This window comes from Desnuesiella massiliensis (assembly GCF_001403615.1).
Taxonomy (GTDB): domain Bacteria; phylum Bacillota; class Clostridia; order Clostridiales; family Clostridiaceae; genus Desnuesiella; species Desnuesiella massiliensis.
The window spans coordinates 142,094-162,651 of record NZ_LN879457.1 but is presented as its reverse complement, the minus strand read 5'-3'; the positions used below and the strand labels follow the sequence as shown (position 1 = coordinate 162,651).

25 protein-coding genes and 1 pseudogene are annotated in these 20,558 nt (G+C 31.5%); 6 read left to right on the top strand and 20 right to left on the bottom strand.

From position 1 onward, the window contains the following. Positions 1–238 precede the first annotated feature (238 nt). The gene (locus BN2665_RS18605; RefSeq protein ID WP_055668623.1) at positions 239–727 is read left to right on the top strand and encodes a hypothetical protein; all 489 of its coding nucleotides are present in this window, start codon (positions 239–241) and stop codon (positions 725–727) included. A 39-nt stretch (positions 728–766) separates the two neighbouring features. Here the strand turns inward: BN2665_RS18605 and BN2665_RS18600 are convergent, their stop codons facing one another. Genes BN2665_RS18600 through BN2665_RS18590 form a run of 3 tightly spaced genes read right to left on the bottom strand, consistent with a single transcriptional unit; the run spans position 767 to position 2,605 of the window. Further along, positions 767–1,537, bottom strand: coding sequence for a hypothetical protein (locus tag BN2665_RS18600; RefSeq protein WP_055668622.1), 771 nt, complete (start codon positions 1,535–1,537; stop codon positions 767–769). Further along, positions 1,537–2,232 (bottom strand): ABC transporter ATP-binding protein, encoded by a 696-nt coding sequence (locus tag BN2665_RS18595; RefSeq protein WP_055668621.1) that lies wholly within the window; start codon positions 2,230–2,232, stop codon positions 1,537–1,539. The genes BN2665_RS18600 and BN2665_RS18595 overlap by 1 nt, the downstream gene beginning before the upstream one ends. After that, positions 2,225–2,605, bottom strand: coding sequence for a GntR family transcriptional regulator (locus tag BN2665_RS18590; protein ID WP_055668620.1), 381 nt, complete (start codon positions 2,603–2,605; stop codon positions 2,225–2,227). Before BN2665_RS18590 ends, BN2665_RS18595 begins: the two co-directional genes overlap by 8 nt. A gap of 193 nt (positions 2,606–2,798) precedes the next feature. Between BN2665_RS18590 and BN2665_RS18585 the strand changes: the two genes are divergently transcribed. Continuing rightward, positions 2,799–4,427, top strand: coding sequence for an IS1182 family transposase (locus BN2665_RS18585; RefSeq protein ID WP_055666411.1), 1,629 nt, complete (start codon positions 2,799–2,801; stop codon positions 4,425–4,427). Between the two features lie 265 nt (positions 4,428–4,692). Here the strand turns inward: BN2665_RS18585 and tnpA are convergent, their stop codons facing one another. Further along, positions 4,693–5,169: an IS200/IS605 family transposase gene (tnpA, locus tag BN2665_RS18580; RefSeq protein WP_055667388.1), complete on the bottom strand. Its 477-nt coding sequence runs from the start codon at positions 5,167–5,169 to the stop codon at positions 4,693–4,695. A 214-nt stretch (positions 5,170–5,383) separates the two neighbouring features. Continuing rightward, complete coding sequence (locus BN2665_RS18575) at positions 5,384–6,373, bottom strand: NADH:flavin oxidoreductase (protein ID WP_055668619.1); 990 nt, start codon at positions 6,371–6,373, stop codon at positions 5,384–5,386. Between the two features lie 693 nt (positions 6,374–7,066). Between BN2665_RS18575 and BN2665_RS18570 the strand changes: the two genes are divergently transcribed. Genes BN2665_RS18570 through BN2665_RS18560 form a run of 3 tightly spaced genes read left to right on the top strand, consistent with a single transcriptional unit; the run spans position 7,067 to position 9,783 of the window. After that, positions 7,067–7,717, top strand: a complete 651-nt coding sequence (locus BN2665_RS18570) for a TetR/AcrR family transcriptional regulator (protein WP_055668618.1) — start codon at positions 7,067–7,069, stop codon at positions 7,715–7,717. A 52-nt stretch (positions 7,718–7,769) separates the two neighbouring features. Then, positions 7,770–8,561 (top strand): alpha/beta fold hydrolase, encoded by a 792-nt coding sequence (locus BN2665_RS18565; RefSeq protein ID WP_055668617.1) that lies wholly within the window; start codon positions 7,770–7,772, stop codon positions 8,559–8,561. Between the two features lie 19 nt (positions 8,562–8,580). After that, positions 8,581–9,783, top strand: a complete 1,203-nt coding sequence (locus BN2665_RS18560; RefSeq protein WP_055668616.1) for an alanyl-tRNA editing protein — start codon at positions 8,581–8,583, stop codon at positions 9,781–9,783. 268 nt (positions 9,784–10,051) lie between these two features. Here BN2665_RS18560 and BN2665_RS18555 read toward each other — a convergent pair whose 3' ends face one another. The 15 genes and pseudogenes from BN2665_RS18555 to BN2665_RS18490 form a co-directional block, all read right to left on the bottom strand. Beyond that, the gene (locus BN2665_RS18555) at positions 10,052–10,696 is read right to left on the bottom strand and encodes an ABC transporter permease (protein ID WP_242865985.1); all 645 of its coding nucleotides are present in this window, start codon (positions 10,694–10,696) and stop codon (positions 10,052–10,054) included. Then, a complete protein-coding gene (locus tag BN2665_RS18550; protein ID WP_055668615.1) occupies positions 10,641–11,894 on the bottom strand; it encodes an ABC transporter permease in 1,254 nt (417 codons plus the stop codon). The genes BN2665_RS18555 and BN2665_RS18550 overlap by 56 nt, the downstream gene beginning before the upstream one ends. Further along, positions 11,894–12,613: an ABC transporter ATP-binding protein gene (locus BN2665_RS18545; RefSeq protein WP_074042363.1), complete on the bottom strand. Its 720-nt coding sequence runs from the start codon at positions 12,611–12,613 to the stop codon at positions 11,894–11,896. The genes BN2665_RS18550 and BN2665_RS18545 overlap by 1 nt, the downstream gene beginning before the upstream one ends. Next, positions 12,603–12,884 carry a hypothetical protein gene (locus BN2665_RS18540; protein ID WP_055668614.1) on the bottom strand — a complete coding sequence of 94 codons (282 nt, stop codon included), beginning with the start codon at positions 12,882–12,884 and terminating at the stop codon, positions 12,603–12,605. Before BN2665_RS18540 ends, BN2665_RS18545 begins: the two co-directional genes overlap by 11 nt. Continuing rightward, positions 12,874–13,431: an RNA polymerase sigma factor gene (locus tag BN2665_RS18535; RefSeq protein WP_195892726.1), complete on the bottom strand. Its 558-nt coding sequence runs from the start codon at positions 13,429–13,431 to the stop codon at positions 12,874–12,876. Before BN2665_RS18535 ends, BN2665_RS18540 begins: the two co-directional genes overlap by 11 nt. 462 nt (positions 13,432–13,893) lie before the next feature. Continuing rightward, a complete protein-coding gene (locus BN2665_RS18530) occupies positions 13,894–14,628 on the bottom strand; it encodes a class I SAM-dependent methyltransferase (RefSeq protein WP_055668612.1) in 735 nt (244 codons plus the stop codon). 232 nt (positions 14,629–14,860) lie between these two features. Further along, positions 14,861–15,247 (bottom strand): hypothetical protein, encoded by a 387-nt coding sequence (locus tag BN2665_RS18525; RefSeq protein ID WP_055668611.1) that lies wholly within the window; start codon positions 15,245–15,247, stop codon positions 14,861–14,863. A gap of 79 nt (positions 15,248–15,326) precedes the next feature. Continuing rightward, on the bottom strand, positions 15,327–15,692 hold the full coding sequence (locus BN2665_RS18520; RefSeq protein ID WP_207643700.1) for a YunG family protein: 366 nt from the start codon (positions 15,690–15,692) through the stop codon (positions 15,327–15,329). Between the two features lie 208 nt (positions 15,693–15,900). Next, positions 15,901–16,773: an aminoglycoside 6-adenylyltransferase gene (locus tag BN2665_RS18515; protein WP_055668609.1), complete on the bottom strand. Its 873-nt coding sequence runs from the start codon at positions 16,771–16,773 to the stop codon at positions 15,901–15,903. Positions 16,774–16,862: 89 nt separating this feature from the next. After that, positions 16,863–17,102, bottom strand: coding sequence for a hypothetical protein (locus tag BN2665_RS18510; RefSeq protein ID WP_055668608.1), 240 nt, complete (start codon positions 17,100–17,102; stop codon positions 16,863–16,865). Positions 17,103–17,173: 71 nt separating this feature from the next. Continuing rightward, complete coding sequence (locus BN2665_RS18505; protein WP_055668607.1) at positions 17,174–17,620, bottom strand: HIT family protein; 447 nt, start codon at positions 17,618–17,620, stop codon at positions 17,174–17,176. A 167-nt stretch (positions 17,621–17,787) separates the two neighbouring features. After that, positions 17,788–18,048 (bottom strand): hypothetical protein, encoded by a 261-nt coding sequence (locus tag BN2665_RS18500; protein ID WP_055668606.1) that lies wholly within the window; start codon positions 18,046–18,048, stop codon positions 17,788–17,790. Positions 18,049–18,541: 493 nt separating this feature from the next. Beyond that, complete coding sequence (locus tag BN2665_RS18495) at positions 18,542–18,739, bottom strand: hypothetical protein (protein WP_055668605.1); 198 nt, start codon at positions 18,737–18,739, stop codon at positions 18,542–18,544. Positions 18,740–18,769: 30 nt separating this feature from the next. Next, a pseudogene (locus tag BN2665_RS27910) lies at positions 18,770–19,210 on the bottom strand (N-acetylmuramoyl-L-alanine amidase); the annotation flags it as partial. A gap of 255 nt (positions 19,211–19,465) precedes the next feature. After that, complete coding sequence (locus BN2665_RS18490) at positions 19,466–19,696, bottom strand: hemolysin XhlA family protein (protein WP_055668604.1); 231 nt, start codon at positions 19,694–19,696, stop codon at positions 19,466–19,468. Positions 19,697–20,020: 324 nt separating this feature from the next. Between BN2665_RS18490 and BN2665_RS18485 the strand changes: the two genes are divergently transcribed. Then, entirely contained in the window at positions 20,021–20,443 is a 423-nt protein-coding gene (locus tag BN2665_RS18485; RefSeq protein ID WP_055668603.1) for a pyridoxamine 5'-phosphate oxidase family protein, read from the top strand. The last annotated feature ends 115 nt before the right edge of the window (positions 20,444–20,558 follow it).

Sequence of the window (20,558 nt, the reverse complement as noted above, 5' to 3'; positions counted from 1 at the left end):
AAGTTAGTGGGCATCTATGTCTCAAAAAAAGTCTCAAAAAAGACCTTTTAAGTAATTAACTTTTTAATGAAAGTATAGTTATAATTCGAATAACATTTGTTATATGGTATTATATACCTAAATATATTTATTTAATTATGTTTGATTTTATATCTAGTGAAGAAATGTGTTGAATATCTATATAATATGTTTATAGTTAACCACCCCAAACTTAAAAAGGAGTGAAGGTGAGACTAATATGAAAAAGGAAACTACTAATACTAAAGCTATACTTATACTATTAATACCAGTTTTCTTGCTATTTATAGTAAGAGCATTGATGGAGCTTAACGTAATTATTAGAGCTAAAAATGCTGAAAATTACTATAAAGCTTTAATAGCTAAGGATTATGAAAAAGCTTATAATCATGTTTTTCTATGGGACACTAATCCTAAAGAAAAAAGTAAAAATTACACTTCTGAAGAGGGGCAAAGAATATATGTAGACAGACTAAAAAAATTAGAAATGGAACAAAACTATAGGATTTTAAAAGCAAAGGTTACTGTGAGTAGATATGGCGCAGGAGAACCACTTTATGGAGCTACCCTTGAAGTTCAGGTCAATGGAAAAATCATAAATGTAGGAGAGAGCCTAGAATTTGTAAAAGGTAATAAGCTTTGGATATCAAATAGCAGAGATGCCAACTGGCTGTTGAGAGATGGGAGAATGGGACTTGGGGACGGTTAACAACCAAGAAAACTTTTCTTGGTTGTTAACCGTCCCCCTCTATAAATCAACCTTTCTCTCTAGCATATATGAAGTTCCAACGAATAACCCTGCAAATATTATTAGATTATATATCAAAGATGGGATATTTATTTGAGCCGTTGTTACCACTAGACCTCCTTGTTCTCCAATTAAACTAGTGCTAATCTTCATATTTGCATATAATTCTCCGTAATTTATACTAACATTAAAGAGATTAGATACACCATAAGCTATATAATTTATTAAAAATGATGTTACTAAAAATATTAGAAAAGCCCCAACTCCACCTATCTTTTTATTTTTAAAGGCAACCTTACTTATAACTACTGAAAAATATATTAAGGTAAGCATTAAAATAATATTGGCAGCACTGCCTACAAGTCCATTTAAAATTACTTTAGCATCCATACCTCTCATGAAATTTTCTCTAATAAAATCTATACTAGATATATTCATCCATAAAAATGCAAAACCTATTGAGGATACAAAAGCTATTTCTATTAAAGCTGTTATTAACCTTGAAGTTAAAATAGAATGTCCCTTTTGTGGAAGGGTTAAGAGTAAATAGCCTTCATCGCTCTTCATATATCTACTCATTAATTTAATTCCTTCTAGAAATATTATCACCGCAGATGTTATGAATATAATGGCCGACAAAACTATGATTATCTCAGTACCCCAAATACCTTTTCTAGTCATAAGAAGAAGATTTAATAGAATAACCATTAATATATTTCCAAGTACAAACTTATAATTGCCTTTTAATTCGTATTTAACAAGCTTAAACATTATTGAAACACCTCCCTAAACAATTCATCAATGGATTTTCCTCTTTGAGCTCTTAATTCTTCTGCATTGCCTTGAAGAACTACTTCTCCATTAGATATAAAAGCTACATCATCAAATATTCTTTCAATATCATTTACAAGATGAGTAGTTATAAGCATGGCGCTATCTTCATTAAAATTATTTATTATGGCATCTAGTATCTTTTCTCTAGCTGTAGGATCAACCCCTGCCAGCGGTTCATCAAGTATATAAAGTTTAGCTTTTCTTGAAAGTGTAAGGGTTAGATAAAGTTTTTCCAGCATCCCCTTTGAAAGACTTGTCACTTTACTCATTTCATCAAGCTTCATGAAATCTAAAAGCTCCATAGCTTTATCTCTTTGAAAATCCTTATAAAAATCTTCAAAATAATTTATAGCATCCCTTATTTTCATCCATTTTGGTATATACTCTTTATCTGGTAGATATGAAACAATAGCCTTTGTGCTTACTCCTGGCTCATGACCATCTATCAATATTTCTCCTGAGCTTTGCCTTAATATCCCTGCAGCTATCTTTATTAAAGTAGTTTTCCCGCTTCCGTTTGGCCCAAGAAGACCTAGTATTTTTCCTTTTTCAATTTGTATACTAGCATTCTTTAATGCTGTTTTTGTAAAGTAAGTTTTAGTCAAGTTTGAGGTTTTTAATATGCTATCCATTTATACTTTCCTCCTTTAAAGCTTCTTCTGAAATTACATTTGCTATTTCCTTAGAGTTAAATCCAAGATTTTTCATTTTATACATAAACTCTTCTATTATTTGCTTTGCCATTTCTTTTTTTAAGTTTGCCATAATACCCTTTTCCTCCTTTACAAATGTTCCCATACCCCTCTGAGTATAAACTATACCTTCCCTTTCAAGCTCCTGATAAGTCCTTTGGAGAGTATTTGGATTAACCTTTAACATAGTTGCCAGCTCTCTTACGGAAGGAAGCTTATCTCCTATTTTTATTTTGCCGCTTACTATATCTGACTTTATTAAATCCATTATCTGAATGTATATTGGAGTTTTATCATTAAATTCAATATTCAAGCTTTTACCTCCTTTTTAGGTTAAATTGATATATTGCTTTAGTGTACTAATTACATAGTACACTAAAGCAATATATCTGTCAAGCATTTTAAAGGGGGCTGTCGCACTAAGTGATTAGTGCGTAGCTCCTTTTTTGTGCAAAAAAATAAATCCCGAACTTCGAGAAGTAAGGGATTTATGGTAAAATATTAGTATGCTAAAACATAACATTTTACAAAAAAATTATACACTTAATCAAAGATATTTTCAATTAAAACTTCCAATAAATATCGATTGTATGATCCCAGAAAATGATTCAGTGCGTTTGCTAAGTCAATTTGTAGAGGAGATGGATTTAGAAGATTTATATTCGACTTATTCCCGAGTTAGGGAAAATCAAGCAACACCACGTCAGATGCTGAAGATTGTACTCTATTCTTACATGAATCATAGTTATTCATCTCGTGCCATGGAAACAGCATGTCATCGTGATATTAACTTCATGTACCTTCTTGAAAATTCACCAAAACCTGATCATTCAACTTTTGCAAGATTTAGAAGCTTGCACTTTGCACCCTGTGCTGAAAGAATTCTAGCTGAAATGACAAAGTTTCTTCTTAACATAGGAGAGATATCTGGAGATGCTGTTTTCATTGATGGCACAAAAATTGAGGCTTGTGCAAACAAATATACTTTTGTTTGGAAAAAAGCTGTTACAAAAAACTTAGAAAAGCTACTAATTAAATTAGCAGATTTAGTGGCTGAATGCGAGGAATTATACGGCATCAAGCTTGTTTATCAGAATAAAGTAAAAATGAAACACGTAAAAAAGCTGCGAAAAAAACTTTATACTCTGAAACATAAAGAAAAGATAGAGTTTGTACATGGATGTGGAAAAAGAAAAACTTCATTGCAGCGATCCATTGAAAAACTTGAGGAATACCTTGATAAATTAAAAGAATACACCCAGAAAATATATATTTGTGGTGATCGTAACAGCTATTCAAAAACAGATAATGATGCAACCTTTATGAGAATGAAGGAAGATGCTATGGGAAATGGTCAACTAAAAGCAGGCTATAATGTGCAGCATGGTGTGGACTCTGAATATATAGTGTGGCTTACCGTGGGCGACCAGCCCACAGATACCAACACCATAATTCCATTTCTCAAAAGTATGGAGGCGTTCCTAACATTTAGATATAAAAAAGTGGTTGCAGATGCTGGATATGAAAGCGAAGAGAATTATGTGTATCTTGAAGAAAATGGACAACTGGCATTTATCAAACCATCAAACTATGAAATATCTAAAACAAGAAAATACAAGAATGACATCAGTCGAATAGAAAACATGGAATACAATGAAGCTGGTGATTACTATACTTGTGAAAATAATAAAAAGTTAACAGTTAGCAAAACGATAAAAAGAAAAAGTAAAACTGGATATCAAAGTGAGAAAACCATATATATCTGCGAGGATTGCAGTAACTGTTCACACAAAAGTAGATGTATAAAAGGAAACAACTGCAAAACTCCATTAGAAGAAAGATTAAAAAATCTTGAAACATCAAAGTTATTTAACATGCTGAGGAAAAAGGATCTCGAAAGAATTGTAAGCAAAGAAGGTTGTGAACTCAGAATGAATCGAAGCATACAAGCTGAAGGTTCTTTTGGAGAGATTAAGCAAGATATGGGATTTCGAAGATTTCTGTGCAAAGGAAAGCAGAATGTTTTGTCCGAAAGTATCCTTTTGGCTATGGCACATAACATAAACAAACTACATAACAAAATTCAGTCAAACAGAACTGGAACACACCTTTTTTTGTTAAAAAGCACTGCCTAATTTTAGACTTTTAAAAAACAAGTATTCTGAAAAAAGTCTTAAGCGAAAGGGCTTATTAAAGTGCGCCATTTTTAAGGTATAGAGATGAATTTATTTGCAAATCTCTTTAAAATTGCTATAAAACAGTACAAAGTCATGTACCACCAGCTGAGCTGGTGGCTTGATTAAGCCCTATAAGGGCATGGTACTGGCGGCGCTACTCGCGCTCTGAAAAAACCGCCAATCGCAAAACTTTTACAGCGGCCACCCTCGTTGGGTGGCTTTTTTATTTGCTACCTTTTGCTGGCTCGCCCGTGAACGGGTCAATATATTCTTTCATACTTATCTGTTCTGCTATTTGATCTTCTTGAAGTTGATTTTGTATATATTTTGCAACTGCAGTTTTATTTCTTCCAACTGTATCTACATAATATCCTCTGCACCAAAAATGTCTGTTACCATATTTATATTTTAAATTTGCAAATCTATCAAAAATCATCAAGCTACTTTTCCCTTTTAATATTCCCATGAATTTTGATACACTCATTTTTGGTGGAATACTTACCAGCATATGTACATGATCTGGACATGCATTTGCTTCTATTATCTCTACTCCATTTCTTATACATATCTCTCGTAGTATCTTGCCGATTTCTCCTTTATATTTCCCATATATTATCTGTCTTCTATACTTTGGTGCAAATACTATATGATATTGACACCTCCATTTTGTATGTGTTAAGCTTTCTATGTCGTTACCCATACGACACACCTCCTATGATATTTTGTTTTGCGATTTTCAGTCGCTTTCATTTTATCATAGGAGTTTTTTTGTTCAGAGCTAAAGCCATTTTATCCACTGGCATAGCCAGTGGTTATCAAAGCAATAGGAGCTGAGCATTAGCGGTTTTTAACCGCTAATGCGACAGCCCCCATATTTTAAAATCTCAATTACATCAAATAGTTGTTAACCGTCCCTACAAACTTTCTATAGCATTTTTGGCCCAATTAGAATCTTTGTATATAGCTCTTCCTACTCCTATGAGATCAGCTTTTCCCTCAGAAAGCAATTTTTCTGCTGCTTGAGCTTCTGTAATTCCTCCAGTTAATATAACTGGAATAGAAACAACTTCCTTTAATGCTTCAGTAAGAGGTGCAAAATATCCTTGACCATTAACTCCTGGAATAATATATCCACAAAAGCCTCCAGAAATATCAAGCATATCCACTCCTGCCTTTTCAAATTCTTTGGCTGCTATTTTGCTATGCTCAATGGTGCTCCCACCTTCCATGTAATCCGCGGCTCCTAGGCGTAGAAGCACTGGGAAATCATCTCCAACAGCTTCTCTTACTGCCTTAATAACTTCTAGGTGAATTCTAATTCTGCCTAATACATCTCCACCGTATTCATCAGTTCTATGGTTAGTAAGAGGAGAGAAAAATTGATTTAAAAGGTATCCATGAGCCGAATGTATCTCTACTCCATCGAAGCCTGCTTCTTTTACTCTTAGCGCTGCTGCCTTGAATTCCTCAATTATCTCTTTGATTTCTTCCTTAGTAAGCTCCTTTGGAACATTGCCTTTACGTGGATTGGCTACAGCGGAAGGTCCTACTGGTTCAAAGCCAGTGACATCTTTGCTTGCTGCACTTCCAGCATGATTAATTTGCATTACTGCTTTAGAACCATTCTTATGAATGATATTAGCTAATTCTTTTAAACTTTCTACTAGGCTATCCTCTGCTATGGACATTTGCCCTTCACTGGCTTTCCCTTTCTGCGTAATAAAGCTGTGTTCAACAATTATCAAGGATATATATCCACCACGAGACTTTTCATCATAATAATCTAAAATATCTTTACTTATCTTTCCATCCACCTCACACTTTGAAGTAGCCATGGGTGGCATAACCAATCTGTTGTTTAAGGTTAATTTACCTTGGTCTAAAGGTTTTAGTAAAGAACTCATTATTTTCCCTCCCTATAATCTAAATCAACTATCCATGATGCAATTTTATCACAACCTATACTATATACAAGTACTTACTTTTTCACCGCATACTCACCTAAAGGATACTATTGATGCTTTCATTTACTATAAGAAAACAAAGGAGAAACTTTAACTTATAAATGTTCCAAGATGGCATCTTTAAGCCATTATGGTGCATGTATAAGTTAATAGCTGAACTTCTTTCCCTATAATAGAAAACATGCCTATTATTAACTTGTGTACTCCTCAAGGCACTTTGAATATAGCGTTTAGGAGTCTGTATAGTTATCTCCCTTATTATTTCCCCATAATTGACAATTCAACCTAATAGTATTATAATAAAATCAACTCATCCGACCGAACAGTCGGACTAAATCTAACTATACAACAGCCTAATCAAATAAAATGATTTTATAATAATACCTCTAATACATTCATCAGAATAAAACTCTAAGATCTGCCCAATATAGAAAAGCTTTTTATAAATACATAATATAAAAATTTTAATGTATATAGATTGCAAAAATATAAGTACATTTCTTTAGCTTCAAAATTCCTAGGGTCTAACTTATTAATCGGTATAATTTTCCATATAGGAAGTGTAAGATTTTTAATGCAACATATATAATACCTTTATATAAATATTACAGACACACTGAAGGAGGCATTAATTTGAATAAATCACCTCAGTCAAATAATAATGATAGAGAAGATAAGCGAAAAAAAATATTGCTAGCAGCTCTTAAGGCCTATAGTAATTATGGTATTGGCAAAGCAACTACCAGACAAATTGCTGAAATAGCTGATATTGGGAAATCAACCATTTATGAATATTTTAAAAGCAAAGAAGATTTAATTGACGAAGCCTTTACGTTTCTCATATGCCAAATGGAAGAAAGCAAAAATAGCATTCATAGCGTTGCAACAGAAAATCCAGTATCAGCATTAATACTATATATTGATAATACAATTCATATTGCATTAAATGAACCCTCTACCCTTCTTTTGATTTCGCAGTATACCCTTGATATATTGTTAAAAACCGATAAGTACGAGGAAGCCAAGGTCCAATATCAGAAAAAAATGTCCCCATTATTTCAAAACATGATGAATGAATTTACCTTTATTCTTAATCAAGGCATAGAAAAAGGCCTATTTAAACCCGCTATAAATATAGGAGTTGAAAACCTTGTTTATGTAATAGGTGCATTAATCAGAGAAATTCAAGCTCAAGCCTTTATAAAAAATAAAGAGGAGCTTAAAGAAACTTGCTTAAAAATCAAAGAAACAATTCTTAAACTCTTAGGCATTGAGATTAGTTGATTTTCTGAATAACTTTTTAATTTTAAAATAATATATAAAGGAAGATGAAATTATGGCTATGTATTTTGAAGAGAGAGGTAATAATACTGCTCCTACCATAGTATTTATTCATGGTGGAGGCATTAGTGGCTGGATGTGGGAAAAGCAATTAGAAGCATTTAAGGATTATCACTGCATAATCCCTCATTTGCCAGAGCATGGCAAAAGCATTGAAGAAAAACCTATATCCATAGCGGATTGCGCCAACCGAATTGCTGAACTTATAATTTCTAAAGCAAATGGCAAAAAGGCCCATGTTATAGGACATTCCTTAGGTGGCAAAATAATAGTAGAATTACTGAGCAAAAATCCTCAGGTTGTTGATCACGCTATTATCGCCAGTGCCCTTTTTCGCCCTATGCTTTTGCTCAATGTTACCTGTAATTCTTTCTGCTATAATCTCACCATAACGATGCTAAAAAGCAAAAAGATATTGCAATTACAAGCAGATCAATTTGAATTTCCAAATGATTTTTATAGGCAAAATTTTATTACAGAAAATCAGCATCTTACGGCAGACAGTCTTAACAGAATTTATAGCGAGCTTTATAAACACTTAAAACTTCCTGATAATTTATCAGAAGTTAAGGTTCCTACATTAATAGTTGCAGGTAATAAAGAACCTAAAGCGATGAAAGAATCCGTTAAAGATTTAGTTCATGCAATACCTAATTCCAAAGGAATATTAATAAAAAATGCTAAGCACAATTTCCCCTGGAAAGAAAGTGACAAACTTAATCTAATAATCAGAAGCTGGCTCAATGATGAAGCCATAGATTTTGAATTTATAGATGATTACTCATAAAATCAAAGGAGATATGCTCATGGAAAAACTCTATTATGACAATGTCTATGAAAAAACATTTACTTCTGAAATAGTAAATATCCTTGAAAAAAATAATGAATTTCATATTGAATTAGATAAAACCTATTTCTATCCTGGAAGCGAAGAGCATCCTAGCGATATCGGATATATCGAGGCAATTCCTGTGGCTTCCGTATATGAATACAATGGGACTATCTATCATGTGGTTGAAAAAAAGCCTATAAAAATTCATAAGGTTAAATGTTCTATTGATTGGGAAAAAAGATTTGATAATATGCAGCAGCACCTTGGACAGCACATTCTATCCTCCTGCCTTATCAAACTATATAATATAAATACCATTAAATTTAATTTAGGCAAGGAATATTGCACTATAGATATAGATAAACCTATTGATATAAGCCAAATTGAAGAGATAGAGAACCTATGCAATCATATCATATTTGATAATGTTCCTGTGGAGATTTTATATCCTTCTAAACCAGAGCTAAAAAAGCTATACCCTAAAAAAATTACTACTAAAATAGGCGAACAAATACAACTAGTTAAAATTGGGGATATAGATGTAACACCTTGTTATGGGCTACATCCTAAATACACCATAGAAGTGCAGTCAATTAAAATCACAAAACATGAAAAATATAAAACCTTCACCAGAGTTGAATTTCTATGCGGAAAAAGAGCTCTAAATCATCTATTTTCTAGGGATAAATCTCTTTCGACCCTATGCAATGCTTTAAAATGCGATGATGAGGATGTTTTAGCTCAAATAGAACAACTCAAACAAGATTTCAATAAAGCTACTAGCGAAAATAGAGATTTAAAATCTAAACTAGCAGATTACGAAATTAAAGCTCTATTAGATAACTGCGAAAAAATAAGCAATATCAACGTAGTAAAGGCTATCCATACTAATATGAATCTTAAATATGCTGCTACACTAGCTTCCAAGCTAACAGCTTTCCCAAAGGTCATAGTTTTGTTTGCTATAAAAATTGAAGAAATGACTCATCTTATATTCATGTGCTCCAAGGATCTAACCATAATCAACATGGATAATCTTCTAAAAGATGCCATTACTTTAATAGATGGCAAAGGTGGAGGAAGCAATTTCTCTGCTCAAGGAGCTGGCAAAAATACTAACAATATTGATTCAGCTATAGACTACGCTTTTATGAAAGTAAAAAATTCCATAGGATAAAAAATTGGATCATGTCCTTATACCTTTCAGAATTCAGTGAAGCTTATCATATTTCTGAATAGGTATAAGGTATTTTTACGTAATGCCTTCCATAGTGAAGTACTAGGTAAATTCAATTTATATCAAATTTTATGACTTTATCCTTCAAGCTATTAAGCTACATCCCTAAATTTAAAAACTTATACATCTCTACAATAATATTTCTCCACCTGTGCTATTCTATATTTTTCAAAATAAACTTCTCAAAGTTGTTAACCGTCCCTCTTCTCTAAATCTTTCTTTTTATACCTTTAATAAAAATTGATAACATGATTAAGACGATACTGCCTATTAATATATAGTACTTTTCATCAAAGCTATTGTTTTTCATTGACATTATATAGAATTTACCGACGTACTTACTTCCTGTCATCATATTTATTATGAGATAGCCAATGCTGGCCATATATCCTACTATGGTACTAGCTGATAGGGAGGAAATGAGCATACCTATGCTTCCTAAAAACAAGGCTGATGCAAAGGTTCCAAAAATATAAGCCGCCACATAAAACTCACAGGAATTATACTTTAGCATCAAACAAAAGCTAGCAATTAAAATTAAAATGGAAGCAGCGGATAAAGCTATTCGAGCTATGTAAGGCTTGAAATTTGGCATAAACTTTGATGATATGATTTCATCAATTTCTTTTGACTCCTCAGGTGAAAAAACAGGAACAAGAAGTATAACTCCAATAATTGCAACAAAGTTTTCAAGACAAATGGCAGCCGAAACTCTATCTAGATTTGCTACTCCTTGTATAAAGGGAAGTAGACATAAAAATCCTATAGAAAATATCAAATTCCATAAAATGCTAATCTTAATATTTATTTTTATTAAGCTTAAACAATTTTCTAATTTCTCTGTTAAAGTCAACTTTACCCCTCCTCTTCTGTTTATAAATATATGAGGTTATAAGGATCAAAAATAAGGCTATAACTGAAATTGCAATTCTATTCATGGTTATTGCCCTTGCATTTTCTTTAATTATAAGTCCCATTCCACTATCATTATGCCTAATGAGTAGCCCCAAAAGTGGATAGTCTCCAGTGAATCCTATACTAGCTAAGCTTATAAACCAAATCAGAAGCTGCACAGCTATGGCAACTGGGGTATCTGTGAGAGTGGTCAATATTATCCCAATAGCAGTAACAAGCATCAGCGTTGGTAACAGCCACCATAAAATATATTTTACGAAAGCGAAAGCATCAATGGCCACCTTTTCAGCCATAGAAAACCTGGTAAATGCAAATAAAGGCTCAAGACTAATTATAAATATAGGTATTATCATCATGAAAACAAGAGCAAAGTATCTCATTAAAACTAGCTTTAATGAAGAGGTATTCCTAGAGTATATCAGTTCATTCATTTTGCTGCGCTTATCTTTCAGTGATATGAATACTATAACAAAGATGGGGAATATACTCATGGCTATGCCTATATAATCACAAAATAATCTAGCATACCCATTAGTAAGTTTATCTTCTTTTAATAAATACTCATGGTTTTGCACTGCTTCCTCATAGGTTACTGGTACACTAGCAAGATTTTTAATATTTTTGGGGCTATAAGCAGAGCCTCCCCCTAATAGCTTATCAACCTCAGCCATAATTTCATTAAATCTCTCAATTGTAAGTGAGCTGCTAACTGGAAAGTTAGGATTCATATAGTTTGCATTATATATTTCATTAAGCTTCGCAACACTCTGTCCTGTAATTTCTGTTAAACCTTTTTCAATTTTTTTTACGTTATTCTCGCTTAGCCTAACTGTTTTAGCAAATCCAATTGGATATGTTGTATATCGGTTTGCTCTATATTCACTATATAAGTTAGGAACTATTTTAGGAATCGTGTCCATGGATACCTCTGTACTTTTGTCACCATAGGGGTATCTATGATTTTCAGCATAATACTGCTCAGTATCTATGTTTTTAGGTGCTAAAGAATATGATCTTAATGCTTCTATATCAGTGATACCCATTTGCGAAATATAAAATAGTAATACAATCCCTATGAATACATGGTATATATAGCTCTTAATTATCTTTTTGCATTCAAGTAGGAATAACTCCATCACACCTCTCCCCCCATCACTTTCATATATCCTCCAAGGATAGTAGTATTCTTGCTGTCTAGAGTTGAGAGCTTTTCGGTTTTACCATTATAAATAACCTTTCCATTGTTTAGGATAGCAACATTCTCACAGGTTTCCTCTATATCTTCAATAATGTGGGTTGATAGAATTACAATTTTATCTTTTGATATATCACTAAGCAGATTTTTAAATCTCATACGTTCCTCTGGATCTAGTCCTGCTGTGGGCTCATCAACTATTATCACTTTAGGATCATGCATGATTGCTTGGGCAATACCAAGCCTTCGTTTCATACCACCCGACAATGCTTTAATGCGCACCTTTTGACAGTCATACAAATTTACTTTATCTAAAAGCTCTAACACTATGCCCTTTCTTTTCCTAGAAGGAATTTCTGAGAGCACACCTAAATAATCCATAGCTTCATAAACAGTCATATTAGGATACATTGAAAAGTCCTGAGGCAAATATCCTACTATTTTTCTAATGTCCCTAGATTTTTCTATTGGTATATCACAGATTGTAATATCACCGCTTGTCTTTGTAAGTAGCGTTGTAAGAATACGCATCAGCGTTGTTTTACCTGCACCGTTTCTACCAAGTAATCCAAACATGCCACTATTTATTTCAAGGTTTACATCATCAAGAGCAGTTTTATTACCAAATTGTTTACTTAAATTTGATATTTTAATTTGCATAGGTCTTATCCTCCAAAATCTTATTTGATATGCTTTCATATATAAAAGAAATAAATAAAATACCAATAGTTATGGGATATATAGCTTCATTCATATATTGGCAAAGAGTTATAAGAGTAATAAAGACTAAGATGCTTATAGCAGCAATATTAATAGCCTTTTTAGTAAGCCTTCGATTTAAACTCTTTATTCGTGCTTTTTCTAATTCTTCATGTTCTAAAGCACTAACCTTTTGCCACATGCCATTTAAAAACTCTTCATCACTTTTCATATTGCATATCCTCCTTAACATATTTCTGTATTTTACATCTGGCTCTATAGAGCATGATTTTTATTTGTGGTAATGACTTTCCCATAATTTCTGCTATTTCCTTATAACTAAAGCCCTCATATTCATAAAGCCAAAATGCACTGCGATATTCATTACTTAAATTATCTAAAAGTTTTTTAGCATATATTAGTTTTTGCTCATGCTCCACTAGTTCATCAAGAGAAAGCTCTTCCGATATTAACTCTTCCTCGCCATAATTAACTGCCACAATCCCTTTGTTTTTCCTTAAGTAGTCTATACATTTGTTTCTTATAACAGCAAATAAAAATGCCTTGAAAGAGCTTTTGGGCTTATAATTATAGCGATTTATGTAGATGGCAGCAAAGCTTTCTTGTACAATGTCTTCTGCTAAATAGCTATCCTTTATAAACCTGCATGCAAAGCCTATAGCAGTTCTTCTATGCAGTAAAACAAGTTCTTCAAAAGCTTGTTTATCACCATTTTTTACTCGCTCCATTAATTCGTTATCGCTACAAATATAAATCACCCCCCATTCAAATGTTGTCATAAGCTTACACGTAAAAAGCTAGAAAAGGTTACACCAATGCAAATACTTTTTTAAACGCTCTACCTAAATATTAATCATCTATCTATAAGATTATAGTATTATAAGTGCTAAATGCTGTAAAAAAGAGAGCAACTACTGATGCTCCCTTGAAAAACTAGATATATAATATGATCTACACAATGCGTACTACAAAATTTTCTTCCATTTTGAGCATAAACTCCTCTTTGGTACATGGCAACGAAATCTAAAAAATATTTTCTAAATCTCTTCTTAAAAATCTGTCTCCTCTTGATCCTATTTTTAAGGCTTTTCGTTAAAAATAACAGTAATTTTTACCTCCATGAACTTTTACCTGGTTGATTATGACTACGTTCAACAATATAAGAATAAGGTTCAATTGCATTTCTTCTAGATGAATAAGCTCCTATCTCAATATAAATCTTAAATTTTTCTACATACAATCATCAATTCTGTTGCAGTAAAAAATCCTATGCGGTATAGTTTATTTCTTAACTTTTCTAAAATTTCTAAATATTTTTTATGTTGTTGTAAATTACTTAGTTCTTTTATCTTTGATTCCAATGCTTGAAAACATTGGTCTAAAATTTCTTTTTCTTGTTCTAAATTTTTATTTTTTTCTTGTTCTTCATGGGTATTATACTGAAACATGTCCACTTTTTCTAGATTTAAATCTTCTACTATTTTAACTAATTCCTCTTCAGTAAAGGTTTTATTATGACATATTCCAAGTAAAGTATCTATCTCTCCTTGGAGATGGTGAACTTCCACATGAGAAAGTTGCTTCTCAGATTGATTATTAGAAATCATTTCATTGATTATGATAAGGCCCTTTGGCTTCAATACCCTTTTCATTTCACTTAACACTTTTTCTTTATTAGGCAAATGATGAAGAGTATTGGAAATAGAAATTACATCTATACTATTACTTTCAAATTCTATATTCTCCCCATCCATACACATAAATTTAATTCTTTCATCTTTATATTTTTCTATAGCCTTGTTTAACGCCTCTTTCTTTGTATCTATTCCAATTATACTACTATATCCAGGTAAGCTTTCTTGCAACACTTCAATAAAAAAGCCTAAACCAGTACCAACATCTAAAACCTTTAAATCCTTAGATTGTCCACTTAATATTTCTTTTAACTTATCCATATTTCCCCTCCTAGCAATTTATTCTCTAGGTTAAACACTATAATTTTATTTGTTTTAATTATGCTACTAGTTATATTTTATACACCCATACAATTCCCGCAAATGAGAAATTTCTCAATAACGAGCCTTTGAATATTTCTAACTAATCATAAATAGCTTTTCAAACTACTTAACAAAACAGCTATAAAATTAGAATTTACGCCGCTTAATAAAAATAGTACTATTTATTGTTTTATGCTTCACTACTCAAACCTTTATTTCTTAAATAAAAATTTATGAAGAAAATTATTAAAGTAAAGCTTGTTGCTATTATATCATTTATATCAAAGGGGCTATCTAAAAATAAATCGTGAATTATCTCTGAAGCTAAACTTAAAATCCAAATAGCTATAGATGTTGCAGCGGCAGCTTTAATTGTAAATCTTCTTTTTAATAGTGAAGAATAAGTATTTTCTATTAAAAAAGCAAAAAGCCATGCTGCTCCAATATTGGGGGTGATACCTAATATGAAATTCAATATTCCAATACTATTTAGTGTTGTCTCTCTTAAAATAATTGCTGCCGCCCATAAAATTGCACCAATAACACCTAAAGCTTTGGTTGTTAAAAGACTTTTCATATGAATTCTATCTCCATTCTTTCAATTAGTAATAATTTTTAAAGTCGGTGTAATTCTCAGCTTACGGAACATTTTAATCTTATTTGCAATGTTCCTTTATATATTGATTAATTCTATTCTTTAAATAATTATATTGCTCTATATTTGTATCAGAAAATGCTTCTTCCCTATTTGATGATATATCTAAATAAATTGGTTTCTGTAAAAATTGCGATTGTGTAAAATCAAAAGATTTATTACCTATTCTATTATAATAATGCCAACCTTCTGGTGCTTTTGTTTTTAATATATCACCGCCAAAAAAATCATTAACAACCAATGAAGTCACTCCACATTGCCCATTTGCCGGATTATCTAAAGTCCACTTTGAACTTGAATTAATTGACCAACATTTATATAAAATATTCAAAAATTCTTGTATATCTTGTTCTGTACAATCAATCACTTCAATTTCCTCCAAGTATAAATTAATATTCATTAATCTTATTTTACAGAGTTGCCTTACCCCCTCAAGGAACATTATACCAAATATTTCACTAGCATGAAATAAATGGCGTAATGCTTGTCGGTTAAAGAATAGTTATCAAAAGCGGCATAAAATTAAACTTACGCCGCTTAACATGAATATTGCGAACTAATTACTTTCAATATTCTTAATATATTTTTTTCGCATCTTTTGGTAATAAATGCACATCTTTTAAAAACTTTAAACTATTATTTGCTTCAATTTCGTTATATTTAATATTCATTTTACATGCTATATCTTTGGCTATATCATTAAATAAATCACACATAATAAAAACTGATTCCCAAATACATTTTACTTGTCCAGAAGGGTATGTCTTCAAGAATGTATTCCACATATGGCTTTCTAACCACCTATACATATATTTCCCTGATTTTCCAACACTAACAGCAAAACCTGTGTCAAATCCTATTTTCCACTCCATTAAACGAATTAACTGTGGGCGGACAACATAATTTATCATATCCATTACATATGGTATTTCTTCACGCCATAATCCCTTTGCTACATTATTGAGACACCACCAAAAATCATTACATGTATCAAAAAAATTATGTTCTGTTGGCTTCTTCACCCTATAATCCTTATCTGTTGCTTCAGGCATGTTGGGTAAACATTTTTCTTTATCAAGTAATACTCTGCAAAGTCTGTCATCTTCAATTTCTTTTAGCACATATGATAATGTGCATACGTTTAAGTCAAGACGATTTCCGTCAGTAAATTGAATAAGCCATCCATAACAATTATTAACATCATGTTTATAATAAGAATTCTCTTCAGGATATTGCATATATAATCGTTCACCAAATTGGTTAATCCAATCTTTTTGTTCACGAAATGATTTTGTTTCTTCAACAACGTATACAATATCATAATCCTGAAAAATATCTTTTGTAGCATTCGGATTTGTTCTTGAGCCATTCATATAAACTGCACGAATTCTTTTATCATTTTTTGCTACGTTCAATATTAAATTAAACATTTCTTGTTCTGTTCTCATTGTAGCCTCCTCAAATATAAAGGTCTTCTAATTCGTAATAATTCACTTTTGCGACACTCCCTTTATTTGCTAGATTTTCTGTAGAACTATTAAGCACTCTTTCCATTACTACGCATTATAAGCGCTGTAGGAATTATTGCTAATATCAAAGTAGGTATAATATTAACAGAAAAAGTCCTTATATAATATTCTCTAAATTTATCCAATGATGTTGCACTTTCATCCCAACGTATGTGAGCAAAAACATTATTTGCTATGTAGCCAACTATTAGATAGGTAACAAAAAGCGAAATAATGAAAGTTAAAATAGCCTTTATAAGTTTATTCATACAATCTCCCCATAAATATAATTCGTTCAGAATATAAAAAGGATGTGAAATTACTCAATTGTAGATTATGCTTATAATGCGAGTAATCTTTCAATTTCATTCTTAATTTTATTTATATGATCTTTTCTTACTTCATCGCTTGGTCTTGTGGATTCATCAAACAATACGCTATTCGGCAGTTGATAAACCGAGCTTACGATAGGAGTATCTCCCTTCACCCTCGGGTATAAATGCCAATGAATATGAGGGCATCCATTTCCAAGCAGCTCATAATTCATTTTATCTGGCTTAAACACATTAGAAACAGCTTCTGCAACTATCGACATTTCTTCAAGGTGTTTAATTTTAAAATCATGTTCTAAATTATGTAATTCTGGGCCATGTTTTTTGCAGTTAAAAACAGTATATCCCTTGAACCTCTGATACCATCCTAAGATAACATATCCAGTTTCAAGTTCCATAATAAAATATGGATCATTTGTAATATTCTTTTGTTGTTCACACATCTTGCATTGCATATTATAACCCCCTTAAGAAAATATAAATTTTCTGCTTCTCATTATTACACTATTGATTCTATAAAATCTATTCAACACTCATGATGAAAATCCTTCCAAAAAATAAAGAAGAAGGTAGCCTAAGGATTTATCCCTAAGCTACCTTTAAGAAAAAGACGACTTATTTTTTATTTCTTTACACTAAAATACTCTATTGCTAAAATGCTTAATCCTATTAAGAAAAGCGCTAACCCTATTATAAATGGTATCCCTACAGATAGACTTTGTACTGTATCACCTAAATCTTTAGCGCCGAAAATTGCAAACCAAAGTTTTGAACCACGCCATTGTGTAATCTTGGGTATGTAAAGGGTAGCAGTAATAATTAAACTTAAGCTGATTATTACTCCTGTAATCATAAGAACTGAACCAATTATTGTTCTTTTCATAAAACAATTCCCTCCATACATCAATTCTATTTTAAGATATTTATGTTTATATTAATACGGCATATTCTACTTATTGTTCCTATAAAATATATTCAACACTCATAGTAAAAATCATCCTAAAAATAATTATAATTGTATTATTTCCTACAAATTTAATATAATAATATATATATCAATTAAATAAAGTAAATAGTCTTTAAAACAGTTAGAAAATGGATTAATAAAAAAGTATTATTGGGTTTTTGCTTGGTTAAGTCTTTCTTTAACTATTACGATATACGCATATGTGTATAACAAAATTATACTTAGGCCTGTCTTGGTATTTTTAATACCTTTTTTAGTACTACCATGCTTTTTATTTTCAAAAACAATTGAACGCCTCCGTGATTTTTCAAAGAAGAATTTTAAATAAACTTTAAACCTATATTTTATACTTAACTTTAAGCAAATAAAAAAATCAGCTCCTAGGTTTTACCCTAAGAGCTGATTTTAATTAATCTTCTTTAATATCCCAAAATAAGCTTCCTAGCTTGTCTTTTAACTCTAAGCACTTATTATATGGCAGATATTGAGTTTCAAGCCATAACCCCTTGGTCTCTGAGTTAGGATAAAATTCAATATCTTTAAAATATTTATTAGTAAATTCTTTCATTTTTAAGCTATAATTTTTAGTTGGTATATACGTAGTCACTACCCAATATCTTTTCTCCTTTTTTTCTACCTATTGCCCTGTTATTTCCTCAGCTATAGCCTTTGCTATATCATAAGCATTATATCTATTACAATCTTCCTCACTATCTATAAAGCTACATTCAGCTAATATAGCTGGCGCTGCAGTATTCTTAAGAACATAGAAATTAGCTGTCTTTATTTATCTATCTTTATAGCCTAATTCTATAAGCTTATTTTGTACCTTAGTAGCGAATTTTTCCGCTTGTCCTCTCTTGGCTATAATATAGGTTTCTGCTCCATGTCCTCCGCCAGAATTTAAGTGTATAGATATAAATAAATCCAGATTATAGCTATTAGCGATATTAACACGTCTAGTAAGGCTTTCATTAATGCTATTAGCATAATCTATAGTACAATCTACTACGATATGACCTAGAGAGCATAAGAAGTCTTTTAGATGCTTTCCTATTTCTCTAGTACAAACAGATTCTTTTAAATCCCTACGGCTCCGTAGTCAGAGGCCGAAACAGCGTGCCCCATATCTATTCCAATTTTCATTGCTGACCCTCCTTTCTATCCTTGGAGAAATAAAAAGCTATAACCATTGTATAAATCGTTATAAACTCTGTGTTTAATGTATTTGTAATTGCTAAGATAGCAAATACAATAGTCATAATTACAGCTATAAGCCACCTAGCACTAGTTATTTTAGTTAATACTCTGCTTATAACATACCACTCCTTAATTATCTTTTAAATAAAAGAGCCGTAATTGCGCTTATAATGGCTCCAACTACAGCTCTCCATAGCCATTTACTATTGTCCTCTAAGTCCTTTACCCTGTTGTTAACTACCTTTATTTTTTCTTCTACTGTTACTAATTTTAATTCATTGACATCCTTAAGACTTTCTAGCAAAACCTCGATTCTTACTAGCTTTTCTTTAACTTCTTGCAATGTTTCCTTTTCATCTGCCATGTTGCACTTCCTTTCATGTAGATTAAAAAAGGCAAAAATAAAAGACCTATTCCTGGTCTCAATTTTGCCTTTAGAGTTTATTTAATTAAGTCGTAAAAATAAGATATATGGCAAATACTTCATCGACAGTAAATACTATGGGTGAAAGCAATCGATTTTGAAAAATGAAATAATATCCATCTCTACCTGATTGAGAGTATATTGGCATACTGATTGATTCATAACCAATTCCTTTACTAATAAAATATAATTTTAAATAAATAGTATCAGTATTTGACATCTTTTTAAAGTATACTATGATTATAAAAAAAAGGAGAAATAGTCATGATAACTAAAAATGATTTTATACGAATAATGGATACACAGAATGAAGTTGCGTTAGCAACAAGTCTAGATAACTGTCCAAATGTCAGGATAGTAAATTTTTATTTTGACAGCAATACAAACATTTTGTTCTTTACTACTTTTGGGGATAATAATAAGGTAAAAGAGTTTGAAACTAATCCTAATATTGCTTTTACTACAATTCCACATCATGGTAATGAACATGTTAAGGCAAATGGAGTTGTTAAAAAAAGCTCCCGCACCCTTTTTGATGTTGCTGATGAGTTTATAAGAAAAATTCCTGAATATAAGTATAACGTGGAACAGTTGGGACAATACTTAGTACTTTTTGAAATTGAATTTCATACTGCTGTAGTAACATTAGATTTTCAAAATATTGATACTATTATACTAGATAAATAAGAGTTCCAATATAAAATATCTACTCATCTTATGCTTAATTAAGACGGGTAGATATTTCAACAAATAATGAAACTACGGTAGATAAGTTCTTATACAAATTACTATTTATTGAGCT